Below are 23265 nucleotides of genomic sequence, written 5' to 3'. Positions count from 1 at the left end.
AAAAATAAATAATGTAAATTTTATATTAGCTAATCTTCTTTTCTTAGCACGTTTTGTCTTTCTTAATATTTTTCTTTGTTTATCTAAGTTTTTTTTATTCATATATTTTCTTTCTCTTAATTATTAATATTATTATATAATATATTTTATAAAGATGAATTGCAAATAATATTGCGACACCTACTCTAAACTAAGTTCATGCATAAATATTTCAAATGGAGTTTGATAATTTAGACACTTCCTAGGTCTATTATTAAGCTCCATTATATTTTTAATTAAATCTTCAACTTCAACTTTAGCCAAATCTGTTTTCTTTGGATAATATTCTCTTAATAAACCATTTGAATTTTCGTTACTTCCTCTTTGCCATGCTGAATATGGGTCGGCAAAATAGAAGTCTATTCCCATATTTTCAATTTCTTTATAACAAGCAAATTCCTTACCTCTATCTGAAGTGAAACTTTTTAAAGCAAATTTTGGTAGAGATTCTATTAGCTTTTTCATAGCTTCAAGCATTGAATCTTTGCTTCTATCTTTCATAGGTAAAGCTATATAGAACCTTGATTTCATTTCAACGAAGGTTGCGAAGCATCCTTTGCTTTTTCCTCTTGATGACACAACAGTATCTAATTCCCAATGACCGAATTCTACTCTCTTTTTAACTATATTAGGTCTTTTTCTTATAGAGGTTCCAATATTAAACCTCCCTCTAGTTTCTTTAGACTTTCTTGATTTTCCTTTTCTTCTAAGTTTGCTTAGGTCGAATTCAATAAATCCTGAATAAATCCAATTATATATGGTTTTAAAAGAAACTATTCTAGATAGCACGGTAGATGCTATCTGTTCTGGTGACCATCTAGAGTTTAGTTTATTTAGGATTATATTTTTTATGGTATCAGTATATTTAGTTTTTCTTCCTTTATGTGATGACTTATATCTCTTGTCTTTATCTGCATCTATTGCTTTGTAAGTTCCCTTGCATCTTTTTAGTTCTCTAGATATTGTTGAATGGTGAAACCCTAAAATTTTCGATATTCTTCTAGAAGAATATCCTTCTTTGTGTAAAACCTCTATCTTATTTCTTTCATTTAGTGTAAGATATTTATGACTCATATTAACCGACCTGTGTGTTTTTGTCGTTATTAACATTTTACACGAAATTAGTTAATATGAGTTTTTATTTTTTGTTTAGTGTCGCATTTAATTTTACAACTTATCGTTTTTAAAAAATTAAATAATAAAGATAATAAATATATCAGCCAATTTGAGTATATTGGAAATTTATCTACCATAGAATTTTTTAAATTATATTTTGGTAAATAATTTTCAGCCTTTGGCTGATTTTTTTTTACATTTTCTATTTTATAAAAACTTTTATACAAACGAGCTGAACTTCGTCGCTTATTTGACATAGATATTCTTCTTATAGAAAACTCTACTAAATATTTATTTTTAAACTTAAATTATATGAATACAAAAAAATTCGGCTATATCAAATGATATAACCGAATTAAATATCCACACCACTTTGGCATTATTGGTTAGCTGATTTTTCTTTAACTTCTCTAATTTTTGCCATAGATTCGATAATAGAATCTGCAAGAGCTTCCATGTCGTTTTCGTTAGCCTTGTTAAGTGCAGAGTTAAGTGTAACTCTTTCTGAAAGAACATCAAACATCTTAAGGTTTTCGTCGATATATTCTTCAATCTTGTCGCCAACTGTACAAGCCCAAGTACCATTTTCAATGATACCAACAGTTCTGTTTTGAACATTAAGAGCTTCAAGGTCCATTAAGAAGTTCTTCATTACTGGATAAATACCTAAGTTGTAAGTTACTGATGCAATTACAATGTGAGAATACTTAAATGTGTCTGCAATTAGATAAGACATATGAGTGTTACTTACATCGTGAACTACTACATTAGTCATTCCTTTATCACAAAGTCTTGATGCAAGAGCTTGTGCAGCACGTTCAGTATTTCCATACATTGATGCGTAAACTATCATTACGCCTTCTTCTTCTGGTTCGTATCTTGACCACTTATCATATTTGTCGATGAACCAACCAAGATTTTCTCTCCAAACTGGCCCATGAAGTGGACAAATCATTTTAATGTCAACAGTAGATGCTTTTTTAAGAACATCTTGTACAAATGGACCATATTTTCCTACGATATTAGTTAAATATCTTCTTGCACTATCAAGCCAATCTCTTTCAAAATTAACTTCGTCAGCAAATAATTTTCCATCAAGTGTTCCGAAAGTACCGAATGCATCAGCTGCAAATAATACTCCGTCAGTTGTATCAAAACTTACAAGAACTTCTGGCCAGTGAACCATTGGTGCTTCTAAGAATACAAAATTATGCTTACCAAAGGAAATAGTATCTCCTTCAGCAACTATCATTGATTGTTCTTCGTTTACATGGAATCCATATTGACGCATGAATTCAAAACCTTGTTCACTAGCAATTACTTTTACATCTGGGTATCTTAAAACTATTTCATCAATAGCAGCAGCATGGTCTGGTTCTAAGTGGTGGATTACAAGATAATCAAGATCTTCTCCATCAAGAACTTCAGATATATTTTCAAGATAATCTTTTACAATTGACCAGTCAACTGTATCAAATAATACATTTTTTTCGTCTTTTAACAAATATGAATTATAAGTTACTCCTTCAGGAATAGGAAAAATATTTTCAAATAATTCTAGTCTATGATCATTGCCACCAACATAGTAAAGATCATCTGTAACTTTTCTAACAGTATACATTATATCCTCCTTTATTTTCTATCAGCAGGAAAATCAGCTTCAATAAAGTTTTGCTTTTCTTCTTGACATTCTGGACAAGTCCAGTCTTCTGGTAATTTATCGAAATCTGTACCAGGATCAATTTCGCCTTCTGGATCTCCATAGTTTGGATCATATTCGTATCCACAACCTGGACATACCATTACTTTATAATTTGGAGCTAGTTTTCTAGGTTTAGATCTTCTAACTTTCTTCATTGGAGGTGCTGGTTCTTTTTCGCCAGTTCCAAGAGCTTCTGCAAGAAGTGGCATAATTTCAAACATATCTCCAACTATACCATAATCGCAGTTTTTGAAAATTGGAGCACCTGCATTTTTGTTGATTGCAACAATTGTTGATGCATTTTTAATTCCCTTTAAGTGTTGACTTGCTCCAGAAATACCGCAAGCAATATATAGGTTTCCGTTAAATTTTTGTCCAGACATACCTACATATCTTTCTAATGGTACAAGTTTTAATGTTTCAGCAACTGGTCTTGAAGAACCTAGTGCAGCGCCTGCAGCATGTGCAAGTTCTCTAGCCATATCCATGTTTTCTTTTCCGCCGATTCCTTTACCTACTGAAACAACTCTTTCAGCATCGTAAATAGGAGTATCGATGTCAATTCCTACAGAAAAGTCATATCCATCTTTCTTTAAATTCTTAACTAAAATATCAACGGCTTCTTTAGCTGTGTCAGCTTTAATTATTTCTCTCTTTCTTTCTCCAGTTATAGGTCCAGACTTCTTGTCTATTGCAGCAGCTTTACCCTTTTTCTTTGGAGCTTTTCCAACAAGGTGACTTGCAACTACAACTCTTTGGATTTCAGAAGTACCTTCATAGATAGTAGTAATCTTAGCATCTCTGAAGAATCTTTCTACATCCATTCCCTTTAGATATCCATTACCGCCATGGATTTGAAGAGCTTCATTTACAACCCACATTGCAACTTCAGATGCAACAGTTTTTGCCATTGCAGCTTCCATTGAATAATTTTCATGGTTTTGTTTCATTTCAGCAGCTGAATAAACCATAAGTCTTGCAGCTCTAATTTTAGTAGCCATATCAGCAAGTTTAAAACCAACTACTTGTTGTTGAGCAATTGGTCTACCAAATTGAATTCTTTCTTTTGCATAAGAAAGAGCAGCTTCAAAAGCACCTTGTGCAATACCTAAAGCTTGTGATGCAATTCCGATTCTACCACCGTCAAGAGTTTGCATTGCAATTCTAAATCCTTGACCTTCTTTTCCAAGTAAGTTTTCCTTTGGAACTTTAACATTATTAAATTGAAGTTCAGCAGTAGTTGAAGATCTAATACCTAATTTGTCATAATGATCTCCAAAAGTAAATCCGTCCCAACCTTTTTCTACTATAAATGCAGAAATTCCGTGAGTACCAATTCCTGGTGTAGTAACTGCATATACAACATATGTGTCTGCAGCAGGAGCGTTAGTAATAAATATTTTATTACCATTTAAAATATAATAGTCGCCATCAAGCACTGCTGTTGTTTCAGTACCACCAGCATCAGAGCCTGCATTAGGCTCAGTAAGACCAAAAGCACCGAGTTTTTTACCTTGAGCAAGTGGTTTTAAATATTTTTCCTTTTGTTCCTTTGTCCCAAAAGCTTGGATAGGATAAGAACCCAATGATGTATGAGCTGATAATACAACACCAACACCTGCATCTACTCTTGATAATTCTTCAACAGCAATGGCATAAGAAATAACATCCTTGCCTGCTCCACCTTCTTCTTCAGGATAAGGTAGACCCATCCAACCGTTTTCGCCAATTTTTTTGATAATTTCTTCTGGGAATTCGTTGTTTTGATCAAGCCCAAAAGACAATGGCTTAATTTCTGCTTCTGCAAATTCTCTAATAGCTTTACGAAGAGCTTCATGCTCAGCAGTAGTCTTATACATATTTGACATATTTTCCTCCTTTTTAAATTAAAGAATAGTTAAAATATTTTTCATAGAATTGTGAAAAACAAAAGATACACCAAAGCGGTATACAATAATTATAGTATACATCAACTTATATAAAGTGTCAAAACATTTTCATCAAATTTGAGTTAAAATTTTTAAAATTTCTTCTCACATTATTATATTTTTTGACTAAAGTATGTATACCCTTTTTTAATAAATAAAACATTAATTTTAATATTTTATTGTAAAATTATTTTTTTGTAATAAAATATTAAGTTAATAAGAATAAAATTTATTGAATGGAGGAAAAAATGAATTTAAAAAAATTATTAGAGTGGAGACGAAGTTATAGAAAATTTGACGAAAATAAACCTATCTCAAATGAGGACATTGAGGATATTTTAAATTCTATTAAATTTGCTTCCTGTGCAAACAATAGACAATATCTTAGATTTATTTCAGTAGAAGACAAAAGTAAAATTTTGGAAGTTTTTGATAATACAAAATGGGCAGCTTCTCTTCCAAATAATTTAGGAAGACCAAAAGTTGGTGAAAGACCTGTATACTTTATTGCAATTTTAAGTGATAATGATAAAAAGCTTAGGTTTAATGGAATCGATGAAGGTCTTGTCATTTCAAATTTAACTATAACTGCTGCAGAAAAGGGTATTGGTTCATGTATAATTGGCAGCATTAGTGACAAAAAAATGCGTGAAATTTTAAATTATGAAGATAATTATTACTGTGAAGTTGTAGTAGCCTTTGGATATCCAAAAGTTAATTCAACCATAAAGGAAATTGACACAACAGAAGATCAATCTTACTACTTAGATAATGGTGGAAATTATATTGTTCCTAAGTATAAAATAGACGAAATAGTTAGGAGAATATAATGGCAAAGAAAAATTTTAAGGAAATAATAAAAAGTAAGGCAAAATTATATTTTATTGACGCTCTTGGTGCCATGGCATTTGGTCTTTTTGCAACTCTTCTTGTGGGTACGATTTTAAATACCATTGGGAAGAGTTTTAATATAAAATTTTTGACAGATGTGCTTTGGCCTTTGGCACAAAAAGCTACAGGGCCTGCCATAGCTGTTGCCATTGCTACTGCAATGTCTGCACCAGTTCTTGTGGTTTACGCTGCAACAGTTGTAGGTATTGCAGGAAATGAACTTGGCGGACCAATGGGTGTTTATATAGCAACAATTTTTGCAGTAGAATTTGGAAAACTTGTTAGCAGAAGAACTAAAATTGACATAATAATTACTCCTGCTGTTACAGTTTTAATAGGAGTTTTTATCGCAAACTTCGTAGGACCATACATAAGTGCTTTTATGAATCTTCTCGGTGCAATTATTATTAACGCAACTGAGAAAGCTCCTTTCTTTATGGGAATAATTGTGTCTGTAATCGTGGGTATAGTTCTTACTCTTCCTATTTCGTCTGCGGCACTATGTATGATGCTTTCCCTTTCATCCCTTGCCGGTGGAGCTGCAACTATTGGCTGTTGCTGTCAAATGATTGGCTTTGCAGTTATTTCTTATCGCGATAATAAAATGGAAGGATTAGTTGCACAAGGTCTTGGGACTTCAATGCTCCAAATGCCAAATATTGTGAGAAAACCGATAATCATTATACCCCCAATTATTTCATCTGCCATACTTGGACCTGTTTCAACTATGGTCTTTAAACTTGAAAACACACCACTTGGTTCAGGTATGGGTACAAGTGGACTTGTTGGACAAATTTCTACTTTCACGGCAATGCCTGATGTTCCTTTTATAAAACTTCTTGGAATAGTTTTATTAATGCACATAATTTTGCCAGCAGTTCTTACCTTTGCAATTTATGAAATTTTTTATCGCAAGGGATTAATTCAAGATGGTGATATGAAATTATATTTTAAATAATTTGAAATTAAAAATTTGCATAAAAAAGATGGGATTAGCTACCCATCTTTTTTATGCTCTTATATCATCAAATTCACTTGATTCTAATTTTTTATGAACATAAGAACAAGTTCCCTTAATTTTTTTATTGTCACTTCTTGCATCCTCTACAAGCTTTTTAAAAAGTTCTCCTGCAAAACCTTGTCCGCTATACTCAGGCTTTACAATAGTATGCGTTGCATCTATTATATCGCCCTTTTCTTCAAAAGTTAAAATTCCCTTATAATTATTTTCATCTTCACCTATATAGTAACAATTTTTTCCCTTTTTAATTTCCATAATGACCTCCTAAAATTTATATTACTTTTGTAATACCCAAATTTTTAGAAATTTCACATTATTTTATTTTTTCAATTATTCTATACTTAGTATCAAAGCCTTCTGTAGTCCCGGTAAAAGATGAATCTTTTTTTGAAAGTTCTAACATTGTGTCTACAATCTCTTTAAATTCTGGTAGTTCTTCTGTCTTTTTATCTAACTTGTCAATTCCTCTTTGCTTAAATTCAGCTAGTTTTTCTGCAAAAATTTTCATATTATCGTCGATTAAATCTCCGCCATCTTTTAATTCGATAGCACCAGAATTTAGATCAATGATGCCATTGTCTAGCTTTTTAATTCCATCTCTCATAGGAACTATGCCTTCAGTCTTTAATCTTGGAAAATCATTAAATAATTTTGATTTGTCTCGGAATTCTAGAAGTCCATTTGTAAGCTCTGTTGCACCAGAATTTAGTTTTGGTGAATTTGAATCGAGTTCTGTTATTGCATCTGTAAATAAATTTACTGCTTCTTCACTTTGTTCTGTTCCTTCTCTTAACTGTGATGAACCATCTTTTAACTTTGAAGCTGCATCGTCAAGTTTTACAAGAGAATCTGAAAGTTTCATTAGTTCTGATGTGTCCATCTTTGATGCTGCTTCTGCCATAGCTTTTTCAAGCTGCGAATTTATTTCACTTGCTCCATTAGATAATTTTTCTGTTCCTGCCTGCAATTCCTTAAGACCTGAAGGCAATTTTTCTGTTCCTGCGTTTATTTTTTCCGAAGCTGCTACCAACTGATTCATGCCACCCTTTAATTCTTTTAAGCTTGAAAGATCACTAGACATTTCACTAAGTCCACTTAAAGCTTGAAGTTTTGCTGCAACATTCTTAGTAGATGATCCAATGCTTTGTGCGTTTTGTCCAATATTTTGTGCAGATCCAGCAAGTTGTGAAATAGCTTGTTGAGCTATAGCTCTTGATTCTGGATCTTGAATTTGATTTAATTGACCAATAACCTGCTTTATATCATCAACTGATGCACCAATAGATTTTGTACTTTGACCAATGCTTTGAAGTTCTCCTTCTACATTAATATTTTCAATTCCAGATAGATCTGGCACAGAAATTCCTTGAACTTTTGAATTTAACATTTGTAAATTTCTATTAAATTCACTTTCACCTGTTGCAAGTTCACCTGCACTTTCTACAGCTTTATTTGCTCCAGCATTTAATTCAGTTGCACCAGCTGAAAGTTTTCCAATTCCATTTTTAAGTTCAATTAATTTTGACATGGCCTCTTCTTTTAGTTCATCAATTTTACTTAACTTGCTTGAACCTTCTCTAAGCTGTGATGTAGCATCCTTTAACTTTCCAAGTCCATTATCTAGTTCTACAGAGCCATCATGTAGTTTTTTCGCTCCATCCTTCATTTCACCAGTTTTTTCATTCATTTTGCCAACTGCAGATGTGTAATCGCTAATTCCTGAAGTTAATTTGCTGCCACCCTCATACATTTCTTGTGCAGCATCTGGCACTGGTTTTACTTTTTCAATAACTTCGTCTAACTTATCTTCAAACTCTCCAGATTTTTCGTAAAGTTCATTGGAACCATCTTTAAGCTTAACCGTTCCATCACCTAATTCTGTAATTCCATTGTTTAATTTGTGTTGTGCATCAGATAATTTTGTAGAAGCGTCCACTAATTTTTTTGAATTATCTTCAAGTTCTCTGACTCCGTCGCGAAGTTTGTCTATTGTTTCTAGATCAGCTTTATTTTGAAAAAGTTCATTTGAAATTACAACATAAGCTTCCACTGGATCGTAGTTATTTACATCCATTTCTATCTCTGCTTCACTTTTAAATTCTTCCATTTGTCTATCTTCTAAAATAGTTTCAAAATTTTCTCTTAACCCTGGAGTTAAAACTGAAGTTACAAGTTCATTTTTTCCATCCTTTGCAATCTTTGCGTCCTTTGATTCGATATTTGATACAATTTCTTGTGGAAACGACATTGCTGCAATTGCAGCATAAGGTGCGTAAACTTTAGTGTTTTTTCCTCCAATTTTTTTAATTACATATTTATTGTTTTCTGTAGAAATTACTACTTTAAGATGACCTGACTTGCCTTTAAGTTCATTATTTTCAATTTTTTCGCCATCAAGATAATAATCAATTTTTACATCAATGGGAATATTTTCTCCGCTCTTACCTTGGTAATAAATGTCCTTAACATTTTCATCCCAATTTATATAACCATTTTTATTTTCTATTTTCTCATCTGTTTTTAAATTTTTAATATTCTTTAAATTAGATTTGTCTTTTCCTTTGATGTCTTCTTCTGAATTTAACCATACTGAAACAGTCTTATCTTTAATGTTATCATCTTCTTTTAACACATAAACAGTTTCACTTTTATTGATAATAGTTGATGCTGCAAAAGCTGTATTTGTCAAAATCATTGATGACAAAACAACTGTAATGACACCTTTTTCAATTTTTTTATTCATTTTTCTTCTCCTTAATTTAAACCCTTAGTAGTTTTCTTAATTAGTGTAAAACTAACTGAAATAATAGCTGGAAGTAATAGTATAATCACACACATACTAATAATTGCACCTCTAGCCAAAAAAGTACAAATAGTCGATACAATTTCCATTTTTGAATAAATTCCTACTCCAATAGTGGCTGCCATAAAGGACAAAGCTGATGTAACAATGGACTTTGAGGTTTCCTTCACAGAAATTTTAAGTGATAAGTCTACATCTTTTGACTTTTTATATTCTGCCAAAAATCTATCTGTCATAAGTATTGAGTAATCAATAGTTGATCCAAGCTGTATTACGCCTATTATTATTGAAGTTATAAAAGGTATTGTGTGATTTAGATAAAAAGGAATGCCCATATTTATTTGAATTGCAAGTTCAATTGCACCAATTAAAACTAGTGGAATTCCCAACGATTTAAATACAATTGCAATGATTAAAAATACTACTGCAATAGAAATAATATTTACAATTTTAAAATCCCGATCTGAAATAACTGTTAAATCGTCAGTTAAAACTGCTTCTCCTGTCAAGTAGCCTTCTTTGTCGTACTTATTTATAACACTTTTCATCTCATCTACTTGTTTTTTCACCTCAGGCGATGCTGTTTGAAATTTTGAATTTGCCATTATCATTTGGTATCCATTCTTTGAAAAATTTTCTTGAACTTTCTCAGGCAAAAATTCACTAGGAAGAGTAACTCCAGTAATAGAATTTATACTTAAAACCGAATTGATACCATCTACGCCCTTTAAGTCACTTATTAAACCTTCCAAATCTGAATTTGAAAGATCATCTTTTACAACTATAAAATGTGTGCTCGCCATGTCATAATCTTTTTTCATTTTATTTAAAGCAACAATTGAATCCAAATCCTGTGGCAAAGATCTATCTAAATTATAATAAAGTTTTGTATTTACTGATCCGTAAACTGCTGGAATAAATAACAAAACAAAAACTAAAAAAAGAGCTTTTTTTCTTTTTATTGTAAACTCAGACAATTTATTAAATTCAGGAAGCATAACTTTGTGATTATATTTATTTACGAATTTTTCAACTACAAGTAACATTACAGGTAACACTGTAACTGTTGATATAAGACCGATTAAAACTCCCTTACTCATTACAAGTCCAATATCTTTTCCAAGTCCAAGTCTCATAAAAATTAAAACTATAAATCCTGCAAAAGTTGTAAGAGATGATGCAAATAGTGAAGAAATTGTTTCTTGAACTGCTATGTCCATAGCATCCCTTTTGTCTTTTACAGTTTTTTTCTCCTCTACATACCTATGATACAAAAATATAGAATAGTCCATAGTTACTGCCAATTGCAAAACTGCTGCAATGGCCTTTGTAATGTAAGATATTTCTCCCAAAAAAATATTTGTCCCAAAGTTGTACACAACTGCGTAACCAATAGTTAACATAAATACAAAGGGTACAATCGTAGATTCATTTGTAAGAGATAAAATTATAAGTCCAAGTACAACAGCAAGTGCAACGTAGATAGGCGTTTCCTTATCGATTAAATCTTTAGTATCTTTTACCAAAGATGAGATACCACTTAGATACTTTTTATTTGATTCAATCTTCCTAATTTCATCAATGGCAGACATTGTCTTTAATGAAGATGATGAATCACTAAACTTAACTATCATAAGAGTTGAATCTTTTGCATAAAAAATATCCTTTATCTCGTCAGGCAAAAATTCACTAGGAATCATGTCTCCAACAGTTGAAGATTTTGAAATTACATCTTCTACACCGTCTATTTCTAGAATTTTTTCTCGTAAAACTTCAGCTTCATGATCCGTTCCCTCGAGAATTAACATTCCTGTGGCGGCATTTTTAAAATCTTTATCAAGAATCTCTTGTCCTTGCGTGGATTTTAAATCTCCAGGAAGATAAGACAAAATATCGTAATTAACTCTTGTAAGTTTATAACCTAAAAATGAGGGAATAAGAAGAAGTGTCATAATAATTAGGACAAACTTTGGCTTGTGAGATATAAATTTTGTAAATTTTTTCATTTAATCACTCTATCTAAAAAGTCTATTTACAATTTTAAATAAAACTGGCTTCATATCATTTATTCCTAGGACAGAATCATCCATTAGCGCCGATTCACAAGTAGAAAGCACAATTTTAATTGCTAGTGACATAATAAATAACCTCTCTTCATAGGAAACAATTGCAGGAAATAAATTTGAATATTTATTTAAAATAAAATGAAGAGTGGTTTCTGCCTCTTTAAATCTGTTATCATTTTCAACTTTTGCATATAGAGCCCAATTCAAATTACTTGAAATAAGTTTTAGTTCAAAGGGATTATTTATCAAATGGTCAATAATATAGTCGAAAAAAGAAATTAATCTCTTTTTTAAATCCTTTTCTTTACACTTAGATTCGACATTATAAACTAATTCCACCATAGTATCTAATACTATCTTTTCTTCAAGATCTTTTTTATCTCTAAAATATAAGTAGAAAGTTCCAAGACCAAGATCTGTTCTACTCATAATATCTCTTATTGAAGTTTCCTCTATTCCCTTTTCTTTAAAGGACGCAAGGGCTGCCTTAGTAATTTTATTTTCTTTTTCTATTTTTCTTTCTTCAGGTGTCAAATCTAACCTCCTATTTTTTTTGAACATAGTTCATCTTTGTGAAAAATATGATAACTCTTTTGTGAACAAAGTTCAACTATTTTTTTATATTGCCAAAATAAAAATATAAAATTAGTTTTTTATAGAGTACTATAAAATATTTAACTTATAATTAGACTTATTATTTAAATATTGAAACTATTGAGAAAATTTAATTAAGATAAATTCAGAAAAAAATTCCAGAAAATTATCAATATTGTAAAATATTACAATAAAGCTGTTCCAAAAGATTTACTAAATAGAAATTTTATTGATTTTGGAAATAACATTAAGCAAATTTTACTTTTCTTAAAATTTTAATTTACTTCCTTTTGTTCCTAACAATAATCTGAATTAATATTGTATTTTTTATGTATCATATTAAAGTCTTATTGAAGTTAGTACAAATATTTATTATTAAAAAGATTTTCTTTGAAGATTCCCTCAAAGAAATAAAATTTCCAACAAAGAATCTTTTAATAAATTTTTTTAGAAAAGGTATAAAAACTACATACATCCAAACGTTTTACTACTATATGTAATGAAAAAATAGTAAATATATAAATATTTATTTTTTAGATTTTTAACTCACAATAAGAATTTAAAATCTAAAAATACAAAAAAAAATTGCCCTATTATTGAGCAATTTTTTTGTAATAAATTTTACTTACTATGAAAGTTAATTTGCTACAGGTTCATTATCTTTATTTCCCTTAATTCTATCTTCTCTCATCTTTAACCTGTTAGCTTCAAGTTCTCTCTTCCTTTCGAAAGCATGAAGAATAAGTGCAAGAGTTACAACCCCGTAAGATATGAATGTTCTAAAGTATTCACCCATCATAGCATCTCCCGTTAAAACTCTTCCTGCTTGTGGAAGAACTATAAACATTAAGTGGAATAAGGCAGTACCTAAAATAACATTTGGTATTGATGCCTTAGATACAGATGCACCACCTACAAGAATTGATGCTGCTGCATAAAGTGCTGCTTGATCTTGACCTGCATAAGTTGCAAGAGTTCCTATATTTTGAAGATAAATAATTTGTCCATAGCAAGCAAGTACAGTGGACATAACTATTGATGCTATTCTAATTTTGTCAGAATTCATTCCTGCGTTTGAAGATACAAATTGATCTTGTCCTACTGCCTTCATGTCATGACCAAGTTTAGTATTTCTAAACCAAACTATGAATATACAAAGTAGAGCAATAATTGCAATTGTAACTACTGGCACATCAAACAAAATTTGATGTTTTGCAGTAATCGGAATATTTATTCTAAATTTTAAAATATTATCAAAACCCTGCGCAGATGCTAGTGTAATGGAGTTTTTAATACCATAGCCTGCTGAAAGTACCATGGATCTTGTTCTCATTGGAATTAAAGTTCCACAAAAATACAATAGGAAAAGCATATACCAACCTAGTATAAAGAATGCAAGCATCATTGATGTTATCATTTCTCTTCCCCTTGCTCTATTTAAAACTCTACCAGAAAATTGTCCAAGCAAAATTGCAATTGGTGTACCAATAACAGCTGCTATTAAAAGTCCAGTGGCTCCAGTAAATCCCCAATCCTGTGCAAAAATAATTCCAATTTGTCCAGCCATTGCTCCTAGTGGAATACCAAAGTTAATACCCATACCAGCAATAATCGGTATTATAAGTGACAACACAAGGAATGTATTTCTTACCATTCTCTTTGAAAGTTCATTTGTAATATAAGATAGTGGTGGTTTAGCAATAATAAGACCTGCCACAACTATTATTATAAACAAAATAGGAACCATAAATCTGTATAAAAACTCTTTTAAATTAAATTTCTTATTCATCTTTACTCCTCCTTGTTAGTGCGTAAATTATCATTCCATTTGTTATTATCATTCTTAGTATTTCTGAAATATCTATATTTAATGCACCATTTATTACAGTAGGAGTAAGAGTAATTACACCTTGGAATAAAAACGTACCAATTATTACATTTGGAATTGATGCTTTGTTAATACTTGCACCACCTATTAATAATGCCGCTACTGTTTGAAAAGTAAAAGCAAGTGGTGCTTGGTAAAGTTGTATAAACCCATAGGATTGTTGGTAAATAACAATCCCTACTGCTGCAATTACCGTTGAAAAAATTACAGATACAAGTCTAACCCCATTAATATGAATTCCTGCAGCTTTTGCATATTCTGAGTTAGAACCTACTGCTGTCATAGCTGTACCAGTTTTTGTCTTAAAAAATGCCCATACAATAAATGCCATTAATGCAAATAACAAAAACATTCCAACTGGTACTCTAACACCAAATAAACTTATACTTAAAAAATTATTTAAAACACCTTCGGTTACTTTTGTCCCATCTTCTAAAATTTTTGATTTCATCCAATAATCGGCAACAGGAATTTGTTGAGATAATCCCCTTCCTCCATAACTTAGGACAGAAACTGGATTCTTATAAGGAAGAATTAAATAAGCAATACACATAAAAGCTGTAAATGAATATCCAACATATGTTGCTATAAGCATTTCATCGCCCTTAATTCTATTTAAAAGTAATCCGTAAAAAAATCCAAATACAACTGCAATTAATGCAGCAATAATCATTGCAATAAAAATGCCAGTAAAACCTTTAAATCCAAATTCAATAGATGTTACACCACCAAGTATACCTGCTACAATTCCAATTGGGATGCCAAAGTTAAGTCCACAACCAGATTGTACCATTGGTACAAGTGATAAAACTAAAACTGAGAACATACCAAATCTTGATAAAACATTCTCTATTGAGTCCACAAGAGAAACACCAGCCATTGGAGCTGCGATAAAAAGTATTAATAAGAAAACTCCAATAATAAGTCGAGGAATTCCAATTTTATGAATTAAACTTTTCTTTTTAGTCATTTACTGCCTCCACTTCTCCACTCATTAAAAGTCCAAACTTTGATGGATCAGACTTTGCTGGAAGTATTCCTGCGATTTTTCCTTCACAAATTACAGCAATTCTATCACAAATACTTCTAAGTTCTTCAAGCTCTGATGAAACCATTACAATAGTAGTGTTGTCTTTTTCATTGCTTTCTGTAAGAGCATCAAGAACAAGTTCCTTTGCACCAATGTCAATACCTCTAGTGGGTTCTGATACAAATAATAAATCCGGTTCCATTGCAAAAGCTTTAGCAAGACAAATTTTTTGTTGATTTCCACCAGATAAATTTCCTGCCTTTTGGTCTGGCCCAGTAGTTTTTATATGAAGAGATTCAATATACTCATTTGAAAGTTCTTTCATCTTAGCTTCATCTCTAAACTTAAATCCAAAAACTTTTTTTATGAATTTTTCTTGTACTTGCATAGCATTAAAAGCTATGTTCCAAAAAATTGGCTCTTCTAATAAAAGACCTACACCTCTTCTATCTTCAGAAACGAAAGCAATTTTATTTCTCAAAATATCTAGAGTATTTCCTAATTTTAATTCCTTGCCATTATAAATTAATTTACCACCTACTGGATAGGTCCCTAAAATTCCATTTGGAATACCAAGCTTACCTTGACCAGCAAGACCAGCGATACCTAAAATTTCTCCTCTAATAACAGAAAGGCTTACATCATAAACTGCTTCGCCAGGCATATCAACCCATAAATGTTCGATTTCAAGAATATGGTCATTTTCATCTAAATGTTTTTCCACTTTCTCTACATCAATTTTTTTACTGTCATCATCTCTACCAACCATCCATTTAGCAATTTGCTCAATAGATAAATTTTCGTTCTTTCTGTCTTCAATTATTTCACCATCTCTAAGCACAACAACTTGATCACATACATTTACGATTTCACGAAGTCGGTGAGTGATAAAAATTATAGATATGCCAAGATCTGCAAGAGTTCTAAGTGAACTTATAAGATTATTCGCCTCAGTTTCAGTAAGTACAGCTGTTGGCTCGTCCATAATTATTAACTTTACATCTTTTCTAGTCATTTCTCTTGCAATTTCAATAAATTGCTTATGACCAACAGGCATTTCAGAAACAAGTGCATTTGTGTCAATGCTTACTTCCAAAGTGTCAAGAGACTTACCTGCTATTTTAATATTTTCCTTAGCATCTATACTCTCTAGTTTTTTACCAAAAATTTTAGAAATCACAGAGGAATTTGTCTTCTCCATATCGAGAGTAATATTTTCTGCAACTGTAAATCCAGGGATTAAACTAAATTCTTGATGTACCATGCCTATGCCCGCTTTTAAAGCGTCAATTGGATTTTTAAAGTCAATTAATTTTCCGTCAAAATAAATTTCACCGTTATAACCGCCAGTGTCTTTAATAACTTCCATACCGAAAATTATATTCATAAGAGTTGACTTGCCAGCACCATTTTCTCCAACAAGTCCTAAAATTTCTCCCTTTTCAAGAGTAAAATTTACATCCTTTAAGACGGCATTTTCGCCAAAACTCTTGCTGACATTCTTGACTTCAAGTAAACTGTTTGTCAACAAAATCCCTCCATCTTCTTAATAATAAAATTAAAATCAACGGAAATCCGTTGACTTTAATTTCTTTTATAAATTAATTATTTAGCTTGTCCTTCGGCTTGCTCTTGAGAAGCTTTAATTGCATCTAAATCGACATTAAGATTCAAATACTTTTCAGGAACTTTAACTTTATCCATACCTAGGTAACCTCTACCATATACATAAGTGTCTTGAGATAATAAGAAGTGATTTTCCTTAGTTTCTCCAGAAGCTCTATCTATATAGTTTTCAGCCATCCATTTTGCACCTTCAGTATATTTTTGGATAGAATTAACAATTTGTTCCTTGTTAAGAAGTTCGCCTTGTCCCTTTAGAACATCTATTACATGATCAAGAGAACCAAGAGTAAGTGAATAACCTAATGAGTAAGCCCAAGTACCCATTCTCTTGTCGCCACCTTTTGCAATAACAGCTTTTTCAACAGCAGCATTAATTGCTTGCCAATCCCCTGCCATATCTTTAATATCAACAGAGAAAGCTTTTGGATAACCCATAATTGGAGATGGTAAATCTTGTTCTACAAAGATTGCTCCACCAGCTGCAACACCTCTAAGAAGTGGTTCAGTATGTGCATCATTTGTACAGAAGAATGCAGTGTCTTTGCCGTATTTGTCAATCCAAGGTTGGATATTTTCAGCTATATATTGTTGTGCTCCTGGAATACCAATATCAGTTGTAGGGTCAGGTGCATTTAATGAAATAAATTCAAGTCCTAAATCCTTACAAGCTTCTTCCATGATTGCTCTTCTAAGAGCCAAAAGCTCAATAGACATATGTCTAGGAAATGTAATGTGAGCAAATTTCTTAGCTCCCATTTCTTTAGCAGCAGCTATAATTCTATAACCTCTAGATACATTATCAGCATCCATTACAAGGTCAGCTGCTTTTTCTACCATTACTGTATCTTCTTGAGCAACTAAGTTTACAAGAATAATATCAGGTCTTTTTTCTCTAATTTGATTAAATGCTGCAACTGTTCCTGGAACTGATTGATTTACTATTACAGCTTTCATTAGAGGGTCATCTGCCATTGCTACAATTTTAGAAATTGTAGTTTCTTGTTCAGCTTCAAATCTATCGGGATAAGTGTCGTGTTTAATAACTCCACCCTTATCAGCAGAACCATAAAGTTCAATTGCCTTTTGAGCAGCACGGAACTCATCTTCACCTTGTGATACTGTGCCAGTTATAATTCCAATATGAAAATCTTCGCCATCTTTAAGCGTTTCAAATTTTGCCTTTTGACCAGCATCAGCAGTAGTAGTTGAAGCAGCTTCTCCGCCTTCTTCTTTTTTAGCTCCATTATCTACTTTTTGACAAGCAGTAAAAGCTAAAACTGATAACATTAATATCATAATACCCATAAACCTTTTAAATTTTACATTCATTTTTTACACCTCTTCTAATTTATTTAATATTGGTTTATAAATTAAAAAGATTTTATCACATTAAATAGCAAAGGTCAATAGAATTCTCATTATATGTGCATATAAACGAATTTTTTAAATACAAAAATTTTACCTAATATTTACGCAAAGTAAAATTTAGATTTTATATATTTTTCAAATTAAATCTTAGGTCAAATTTCAATTCTCAAACGATTTCTTAAAACCTTCAAAATCTATAATTCTATAAATAAAGACTATTAATAAATTAAATAATAAAAGATAAAAAATAATCCTTTTTCTACATTTCCCTTTACACCGATAAATTAATACAAAATAAAAAGCCTGAGAAAACTATCCTCAGACCTTGCTATAACATAAATTTTGATTTTTCACTAAAAGCAAAAAATAATAATTGCTTTTTCTAATTGTTTTAAAAATTTTAGTATAATATTTTTATAATATTGCATTTATCAACTATGAACTATTCAAACAAAATTTATTATTTTTTAAATTAAATGCTTTTAATTATTATTAATATATAATTATAAAAAATTCTAAATAATTTAAAAAATAGATTAATAAAATTTTTTCTTATGTAAAATTTTTATTAATCTATTTTCTTGATAAATCATAAAATTAAATATGACCCTAAATAAAAATAACAACTTCTAACTGTTAGTACTTATTATCATTCTATAAATTTATAACAATTAGAAGTTGTATTTTTTATTTAACAAATTTATTCGGTAGTATTGTAACTGTGGAAGGTACATATGTTATTATTAGTAAAACTAATATCAAAACTATTAACATAGGTATCAAATCTTTCATTTGTTCTTTTAATGATACTTTAGTAATAGAACCAGCAACAAATAAGCATACTCCTAATGGGGGTGTACACATTCCAATAGTTAAATTAACAGCCATAACTAGACCAAAGTGAATAAGGTCTATGCCAAACATTTGAATTATAGGCAAAAATAATGGTGTAAATATTACAACAGCACTAGTAGTATCTATAAATGTTCCTGCTATTAACAATATAATATTTATTATTAATAGTAACATAAATTTAGAGCCAACATTATCAGCTAAAAAAGCTCCTACTGTTTGTGGTATATTATTAACAGTTATTACCCATGTAAATAATGAAGCTGCCCCTACTACTAATAGAACTTGTCCAGTAGATTTTGCTGCATCTAATAATATTGCCGGTAAATCACTAAGTTTTAACTCTTTGTATACAAACAATCCAATTATTAAAGCATAAAAAGTCGCTACTGTTGCAGATTCTGTAGGAGAAAAAAATCCACTCATTATTCCACCTATTATAATAATTGGCATTATTAATGCTAATATTGCATCTTTTCCTGCAACTAATATTTCAGAAATTGACGCTTTTTTATCCCTACCTATATAGTTCCTTTTTTTCCCTACAAAGTAAGAGTAAATCATCAAGGCTATGCCCATTAGAATTCCAGGTATAAACCCACCTATAAATAATTTTGCTACACTAACATTTGCCATAACTCCGTAAATTAAAAGTGGAATTGATGGCGGAATTATTGGTCCTATTGAACCGCCTGTTGCAAGTAAAGGAGCACAAAACTCCTTATCGTAACCTTTTTCAATCATTATTGGTGCCATTATTCCACCTATAGCGGCTGTTGCCGCTATAGCCGATCCAGTTATCGCAGCAAAAAACATACAAGCTAAAATACTTACCATTGCTAATCCACTCGGATGATGTCCAATGAGAAGATCAGCAAAATTTACTAATCTATCACTCATTCCACCCTTAAGCATTAAACCACCAGATAAGATAAACAAAGGAATTGCCGTTAAAGCTATACTGTCAACACCTGTAAATAACCTTTGAGCTACCACAAGTAAAGGATAACCATCTGAAACAATCTGTCCTAAGGAAACTATTCCTAATGCAAAAGCTATTGGAATTCCTAAAAGAAACGCTGCAAATAATAATACAATTATCATTCAGTTTCACCATCCTTTATTTTTTTTACCTGATGTATTATAATTTCAACATCATATAATATCAAGAATAATGCACTTATTGGTATAGAAGCATAATAATAAATCATTGGTATAGCTGTATAAGGAGCTTTTTGAGTTATTCCTGTTTTAGAAAATTCGATTCCATAAATCAGCAAAAATACAAAAAAACCTAATAGTATAATATTTATAATAATTTGCAATATCTTACTAATTTTAATAGGAATAGAAGAAAAAATTATGTCAATGTTTAAGTGATCATTTGTTTTTAAACAATATGCTGCTCCTAAAAAAACTAAATATACAAAGCTTAATCTTATTATATCTTGTCCCCATGCAACAGGCATTTTGAAGAAAAATCTCATTATAACTTGTAAAAAAGTAACAATAGCAAGAACTGCCGAACTTAATATCATTATGAATCTAATGATTTTTTCAAGATACTTCATATAACCTCCTAATGCTATTTTACATATTCCCTAACTTCATCAACAAATTCAGGACTTACTAATTTTTCAACATCTGGTTTTTTGTATATGTCTTTAGTCGCTTCCACAAAAGAATTTTTATCAACTTCAGTTATTACCATTCCATTGTTTTTTAATTCTTCTAAATACTCTGCCTCATGCTCTGATACAACTTTTCTTTGTTCTTTTGCAGCTTTATTTGCCGCATTTTGAACAAGTTCTTGTTGTTTAGGTGTAAGTTTTTCAAAAAAGTCTTTATTCATAACCATACTTACAGCTGCATAAGTGTGTCCATCTAAAGATAAATACTTTTGCACTTCATAAAATTTTTGAGTTGCAACTGTAGCTATTGGGTTTTCTTGACCATCAACCATTCCCTGTTGAAGTGCTGTATATAGTTCATTAAAAGATACTGGAACAGCTGATGCTTTTAAACTATCAAGTAATGCAAACCAAATAGGTGCTTCTTGTACTCTGAATGAAAGCCCCTTCATATCATCTACAGTTTTTATTTCTTTCTTTGAATTTGAAAAATGTCTAAATCCTAACTCTCCAAAAGCTAAATGCTTAAAACCTGCCTCTTCAAATTTTGGATTTAACTTTTCTGAAATAATACCATCTAAAGCTTTATAAGCTTTTTCTTGATTTTCAAATAAGTAAGGTATTGATAATATTTGAATTTCAGGAACCCATGCTGGTAATGTTCCATCTGAAGTTACAATTGTCATCTGTATAGTTCCTAGTTTAGTACCTTCTGCCATTTCTCTTTCTCCACCCAATTGGGCATTAGGATAAACATTTACTTCAAAATCATCTGATGATTCTTCTAAGTACTTTTTAAATAACTCTGCTGCTATCGTTGATTGATGTTTTTCATTCCCCACACATCCAAGCTTAATCTGTATTTTTCCAGATGACGAATCTTTTGCAGTTTTATTTTCTTTTTTAGAACCACATCCCGTTATTGTCAATGTAATTATTAAAAATGCTAAAATAACTGAAATTATTTTTTTTAAATTTTTCATAAAATCCTCCTATTCACTGAATAAAAATTATCTCTCTTCTTCTAGTATTACGTTAATATCATAATTTAAGTTAATAGTTTTGCCTAATACATCATCTACCATTTTTGAATTAAATTTATTTCCATATTTAAATCCATCAACTAATGGAACAGTTCCTGAATAAATTATTGAGTTTTCAATATCGCCAACTCTTTCTTTTAATTCAGTTATTATTTTTTCAACTGGTAAAATTGAACCCAATGTATCATTTTGATATTCTATTTCTTTACCATTGATAACTTGATTAGAAATCAATCTTATAGAATCCCAATGATCTTTTACGTCATCATAATCCCATATTTCTTTTGCTATAGGTTTTAAACATACTTGTTTAGATTTAAAAATACTCACACTCTCTAATCCTCTATCTGTATGATCTGATCCAACAGTTATATATATTTTACCTTCTTTTATTAAAATAATATATTCTACTTCTCCCGAAGTTTGTCCACCAACAAACTTCAATTCAGTATCTTGAGTAACTATTTCCTTAGATACTTCAAAAATTGTAGGAATCCTTTTTGGGGGCTTAACACCTAATTCTCTTTCCAACTCATCAATATGTTCTTGAGTTTTTTTCATATCTCTTCCCGCATATCCGATTACATAAACTTTATCAAAATTAAAGTCAATAATTTTATCATTTAAAATAAATTTTAAATTTTTCAACTAAATCACCCTTATTAATACAACTCTGGACGTCTATCCCTAAAAACATTTATACTTTCTCTTATTTCCTTTATAATACCAAAATCTAATTCCCCAGATTTGATTTCATTTGATTCATATGGATTGATAACGTATTCTCCCCAAGGATCGATTATCGCACTATGTCCTCCAAAATCTCCCACACTATTTACACAAACAATAAACATTTGATTTTCAATGGCTCTTGCTCTATTTAAGATATCCCAATGCATAATTCTTTTTGCTGGCCAAGCAGCTGAATTAAATAACACTTGAATATCTCCTAAAGCATATTTCCTTATCCATTCTAAGAACCTGATATCATAACAAATCACCATTCCACACTTTACGCCATCTAACTCAAAAGTTACTAATTTGTCGCCTCTTTCAAATAATTCATCTTCTCCTGAAGGAGAAAATAAATGAACTTTATTGTATTTAGCTATTTCTTTTCCACTTCTATCGAAAATATAAGAAGTATTATATAATTTATTATTCAATTTATTAGAAACTGAACCACCAACAATATTAACATTAAATTCTTTTGATAATTTTGATAAAATTCTTTTTGCTTCTAAACCTTCATTATCACTTATTTCCATAACATTTAATGGAATAAATGAGGTATTCCACATTTCTGGTAAAACTATAACATCTGGATCAAAAAACATTGCTTCCTTGATTTTATTCTCAATAATTTTAAAGTTTTCACTTACTTCGCCCATTTTAAGCTCACATTGAACTAAACTAACCTTCATATACGCCTCCTCATATGTACTTGGTATACCGTATACTAAGATTATCAATAAAGAAAACATTTGTCAACAGTATTTTATCAGATTTATTAAATAATTTTAAAAGGCTAATTGTATAATGAAATTGAACTAAAAAAATTCCATAGCTTATCACCTTTGGTATAATTGATTTACCACAAAACAAAACCAAAAGGTGATAACTATGGAATATAATAATACTACAACAAATTCAAGAAAAAATAAACA

General features: G+C 30.7%; 18 protein-coding genes. 2 read left to right on the top strand and 16 right to left on the bottom strand.

What is annotated here, in order from left to right; all coding sequences use genetic code 11:
- Positions 1-180: 180 nt before the first annotated feature.
- The 3 genes from MR285_RS06390 to MR285_RS06380 form a co-directional block, all read right to left on the bottom strand.
- The gene (locus MR285_RS06390; protein WP_293559185.1) at positions 181-1113 is read right to left on the bottom strand and encodes an IS30 family transposase; all 933 of its coding nucleotides are present in this window, start codon (positions 1111-1113) and stop codon (positions 181-183) included.
- Between the two features lie 421 nt (positions 1114-1534).
- A complete protein-coding gene (locus MR285_RS06385) occupies positions 1535-2776 on the bottom strand; it encodes an FprA family A-type flavoprotein (RefSeq protein ID WP_293559183.1) in 1242 nt (413 codons plus the stop codon).
- Between the two features lie 11 nt (positions 2777-2787).
- On the bottom strand, positions 2788-4725 hold the full coding sequence (locus MR285_RS06380; protein WP_293559181.1) for an acyl-CoA dehydrogenase family protein: 1938 nt from the start codon (positions 4723-4725) through the stop codon (positions 2788-2790).
- A gap of 308 nt (positions 4726-5033) precedes the next feature.
- Between MR285_RS06380 and MR285_RS06375 the strand changes: the two genes are divergently transcribed.
- Together MR285_RS06375 and MR285_RS06370 are read left to right on the top strand one after the other, a co-directional pair.
- Positions 5034-5615 carry a nitroreductase family protein gene (locus MR285_RS06375; RefSeq protein ID WP_293559179.1) on the top strand — a complete coding sequence of 194 codons (582 nt, stop codon included), beginning with the start codon at positions 5034-5036 and terminating at the stop codon, positions 5613-5615.
- Complete coding sequence (locus MR285_RS06370) at positions 5615-6634, top strand: PTS transporter subunit IIC (protein WP_293559177.1); 1020 nt, start codon at positions 5615-5617, stop codon at positions 6632-6634. Before MR285_RS06375 ends, MR285_RS06370 begins: the two co-directional genes overlap by 1 nt.
- 51 nt (positions 6635-6685) lie before the next feature.
- On the opposite strand, the gene MR285_RS06365 is transcribed toward MR285_RS06370, so the two are convergent.
- From MR285_RS06365 to MR285_RS06305, 13 genes are all read right to left on the bottom strand, one after another.
- Positions 6686-6952: a GNAT family N-acetyltransferase gene (locus MR285_RS06365; RefSeq protein ID WP_293559175.1), complete on the bottom strand. Its 267-nt coding sequence runs from the start codon at positions 6950-6952 to the stop codon at positions 6686-6688.
- Positions 6953-7010: 58 nt separating this feature from the next.
- A complete protein-coding gene (locus MR285_RS06360) occupies positions 7011-9440 on the bottom strand; it encodes a hypothetical protein (protein ID WP_293559173.1) in 2430 nt (809 codons plus the stop codon).
- 11 nt (positions 9441-9451) lie between these two features.
- Positions 9452-11506 carry an MMPL family transporter gene (locus tag MR285_RS06355; RefSeq protein ID WP_293559171.1) on the bottom strand — a complete coding sequence of 685 codons (2055 nt, stop codon included), beginning with the start codon at positions 11504-11506 and terminating at the stop codon, positions 9452-9454.
- 9 nt (positions 11507-11515) lie between these two features.
- Complete coding sequence (locus MR285_RS06350) at positions 11516-12127, bottom strand: TetR/AcrR family transcriptional regulator (protein ID WP_293559169.1); 612 nt, start codon at positions 12125-12127, stop codon at positions 11516-11518.
- Positions 12128-12797: 670 nt separating this feature from the next.
- Positions 12798-13949, bottom strand: coding sequence for an ABC transporter permease (locus tag MR285_RS06345; protein WP_293559167.1), 1152 nt, complete (start codon positions 13947-13949; stop codon positions 12798-12800).
- Entirely contained in the window at positions 13942-15018 is a 1077-nt protein-coding gene (locus MR285_RS06340) for an ABC transporter permease (RefSeq protein ID WP_293559165.1), read from the bottom strand. The genes MR285_RS06345 and MR285_RS06340 overlap by 8 nt, the downstream gene beginning before the upstream one ends.
- Positions 15011-16606: a sugar ABC transporter ATP-binding protein gene (locus tag MR285_RS06335; RefSeq protein WP_293559187.1), complete on the bottom strand. Its 1596-nt coding sequence runs from the start codon at positions 16604-16606 to the stop codon at positions 15011-15013. The genes MR285_RS06340 and MR285_RS06335 overlap by 8 nt, the downstream gene beginning before the upstream one ends.
- 77 nt (positions 16607-16683) lie before the next feature.
- On the bottom strand, positions 16684-18033 hold the full coding sequence (locus tag MR285_RS06330) for a DUF3798 domain-containing protein (protein ID WP_293559163.1): 1350 nt from the start codon (positions 18031-18033) through the stop codon (positions 16684-16686).
- A 726-nt stretch (positions 18034-18759) separates the two neighbouring features.
- Entirely contained in the window at positions 18760-20028 is a 1269-nt protein-coding gene (locus MR285_RS06325; RefSeq protein ID WP_293559161.1) for a TRAP transporter large permease, read from the bottom strand.
- The gene (locus tag MR285_RS06320) at positions 20025-20495 is read right to left on the bottom strand and encodes a TRAP transporter small permease (RefSeq protein ID WP_293559159.1); all 471 of its coding nucleotides are present in this window, start codon (positions 20493-20495) and stop codon (positions 20025-20027) included. The genes MR285_RS06325 and MR285_RS06320 overlap by 4 nt, the downstream gene beginning before the upstream one ends.
- A gap of 14 nt (positions 20496-20509) precedes the next feature.
- Positions 20510-21538 carry a DctP family TRAP transporter solute-binding subunit gene (locus MR285_RS06315; RefSeq protein ID WP_293559157.1) on the bottom strand — a complete coding sequence of 343 codons (1029 nt, stop codon included), beginning with the start codon at positions 21536-21538 and terminating at the stop codon, positions 20510-20512.
- A 27-nt stretch (positions 21539-21565) separates the two neighbouring features.
- Positions 21566-22246, bottom strand: coding sequence for a DUF2848 family protein (locus MR285_RS06310; protein ID WP_293559155.1), 681 nt, complete (start codon positions 22244-22246; stop codon positions 21566-21568).
- 14 nt (positions 22247-22260) lie between these two features.
- On the bottom strand, positions 22261-23022 hold the full coding sequence (locus MR285_RS06305) for a carbon-nitrogen family hydrolase (protein ID WP_293559153.1): 762 nt from the start codon (positions 23020-23022) through the stop codon (positions 22261-22263).
- Positions 23023-23265: the final 243 nt, after the last annotated feature.

This window comes from Peptoniphilus sp., from assembly GCF_022767005.1.
Lineage (GTDB): Bacteria > Bacillota > Clostridia > Tissierellales > Peptoniphilaceae > Peptoniphilus_A.
This window is presented reverse-complemented; position numbering and strand designations above follow the sequence as displayed.

Bases quoted from the DNA above. Each gene is read 5' to 3' on its own strand.
- MR285_RS06390 (WP_293559185.1), bottom strand. From the start codon at position 1,113: ATGAGTCATAAATATCTTACACTAAATGAAAGAAATAAGATAGAGGTT.
- MR285_RS06385 (WP_293559183.1), bottom strand. From the start codon at position 2,776: ATGTATACTGTTAGAAAAGTTACAGATGATCTTTACTATGTTGGTGGC.
- MR285_RS06380 (WP_293559181.1), bottom strand. From the start codon at position 4,725: ATGTCAAATATGTATAAGACTACTGCTGAGCATGAAGCTCTTCGTAAA.
- MR285_RS06375 (WP_293559179.1), top strand. From the start codon at position 5,034: ATGAATTTAAAAAAATTATTAGAGTGGAGACGAAGTTATAGAAAATTT.
- MR285_RS06370 (WP_293559177.1), top strand. From the start codon at position 5,615: ATGGCAAAGAAAAATTTTAAGGAAATAATAAAAAGTAAGGCAAAATTA.
- MR285_RS06365 (WP_293559175.1), bottom strand. From the start codon at position 6,952: ATGGAAATTAAAAAGGGAAAAAATTGTTACTATATAGGTGAAGATGAA.
- MR285_RS06360 (WP_293559173.1), bottom strand. From the start codon at position 9,440: ATGAATAAAAAAATTGAAAAAGGTGTCATTACAGTTGTTTTGTCATCA.
- MR285_RS06355 (WP_293559171.1), bottom strand. From the start codon at position 11,506: ATGAAAAAATTTACAAAATTTATATCTCACAAGCCAAAGTTTGTCCTA.
- MR285_RS06350 (WP_293559169.1), bottom strand. From the start codon at position 12,127: ATGTTCAAAAAAAATAGGAGGTTAGATTTGACACCTGAAGAAAGAAAA.
- MR285_RS06345 (WP_293559167.1), bottom strand. From the start codon at position 13,949: ATGAATAAGAAATTTAATTTAAAAGAGTTTTTATACAGATTTATGGTT.
- MR285_RS06340 (WP_293559165.1), bottom strand. From the start codon at position 15,018: ATGACTAAAAAGAAAAGTTTAATTCATAAAATTGGAATTCCTCGACTT.
- MR285_RS06330 (WP_293559163.1), bottom strand. From the start codon at position 18,033: ATGAATGTAAAATTTAAAAGGTTTATGGGTATTATGATATTAATGTTA.
- MR285_RS06325 (WP_293559161.1), bottom strand. From the start codon at position 20,028: ATGATAATTGTATTATTATTTGCAGCGTTTCTTTTAGGAATTCCAATA.
- MR285_RS06320 (WP_293559159.1), bottom strand. From the start codon at position 20,495: ATGAAGTATCTTGAAAAAATCATTAGATTCATAATGATATTAAGTTCG.
- MR285_RS06315 (WP_293559157.1), bottom strand. From the start codon at position 21,538: ATGAAAAATTTAAAAAAAATAATTTCAGTTATTTTAGCATTTTTAATA.
- MR285_RS06305 (WP_293559153.1), bottom strand. From the start codon at position 23,022: ATGAAGGTTAGTTTAGTTCAATGTGAGCTTAAAATGGGCGAAGTAAGT.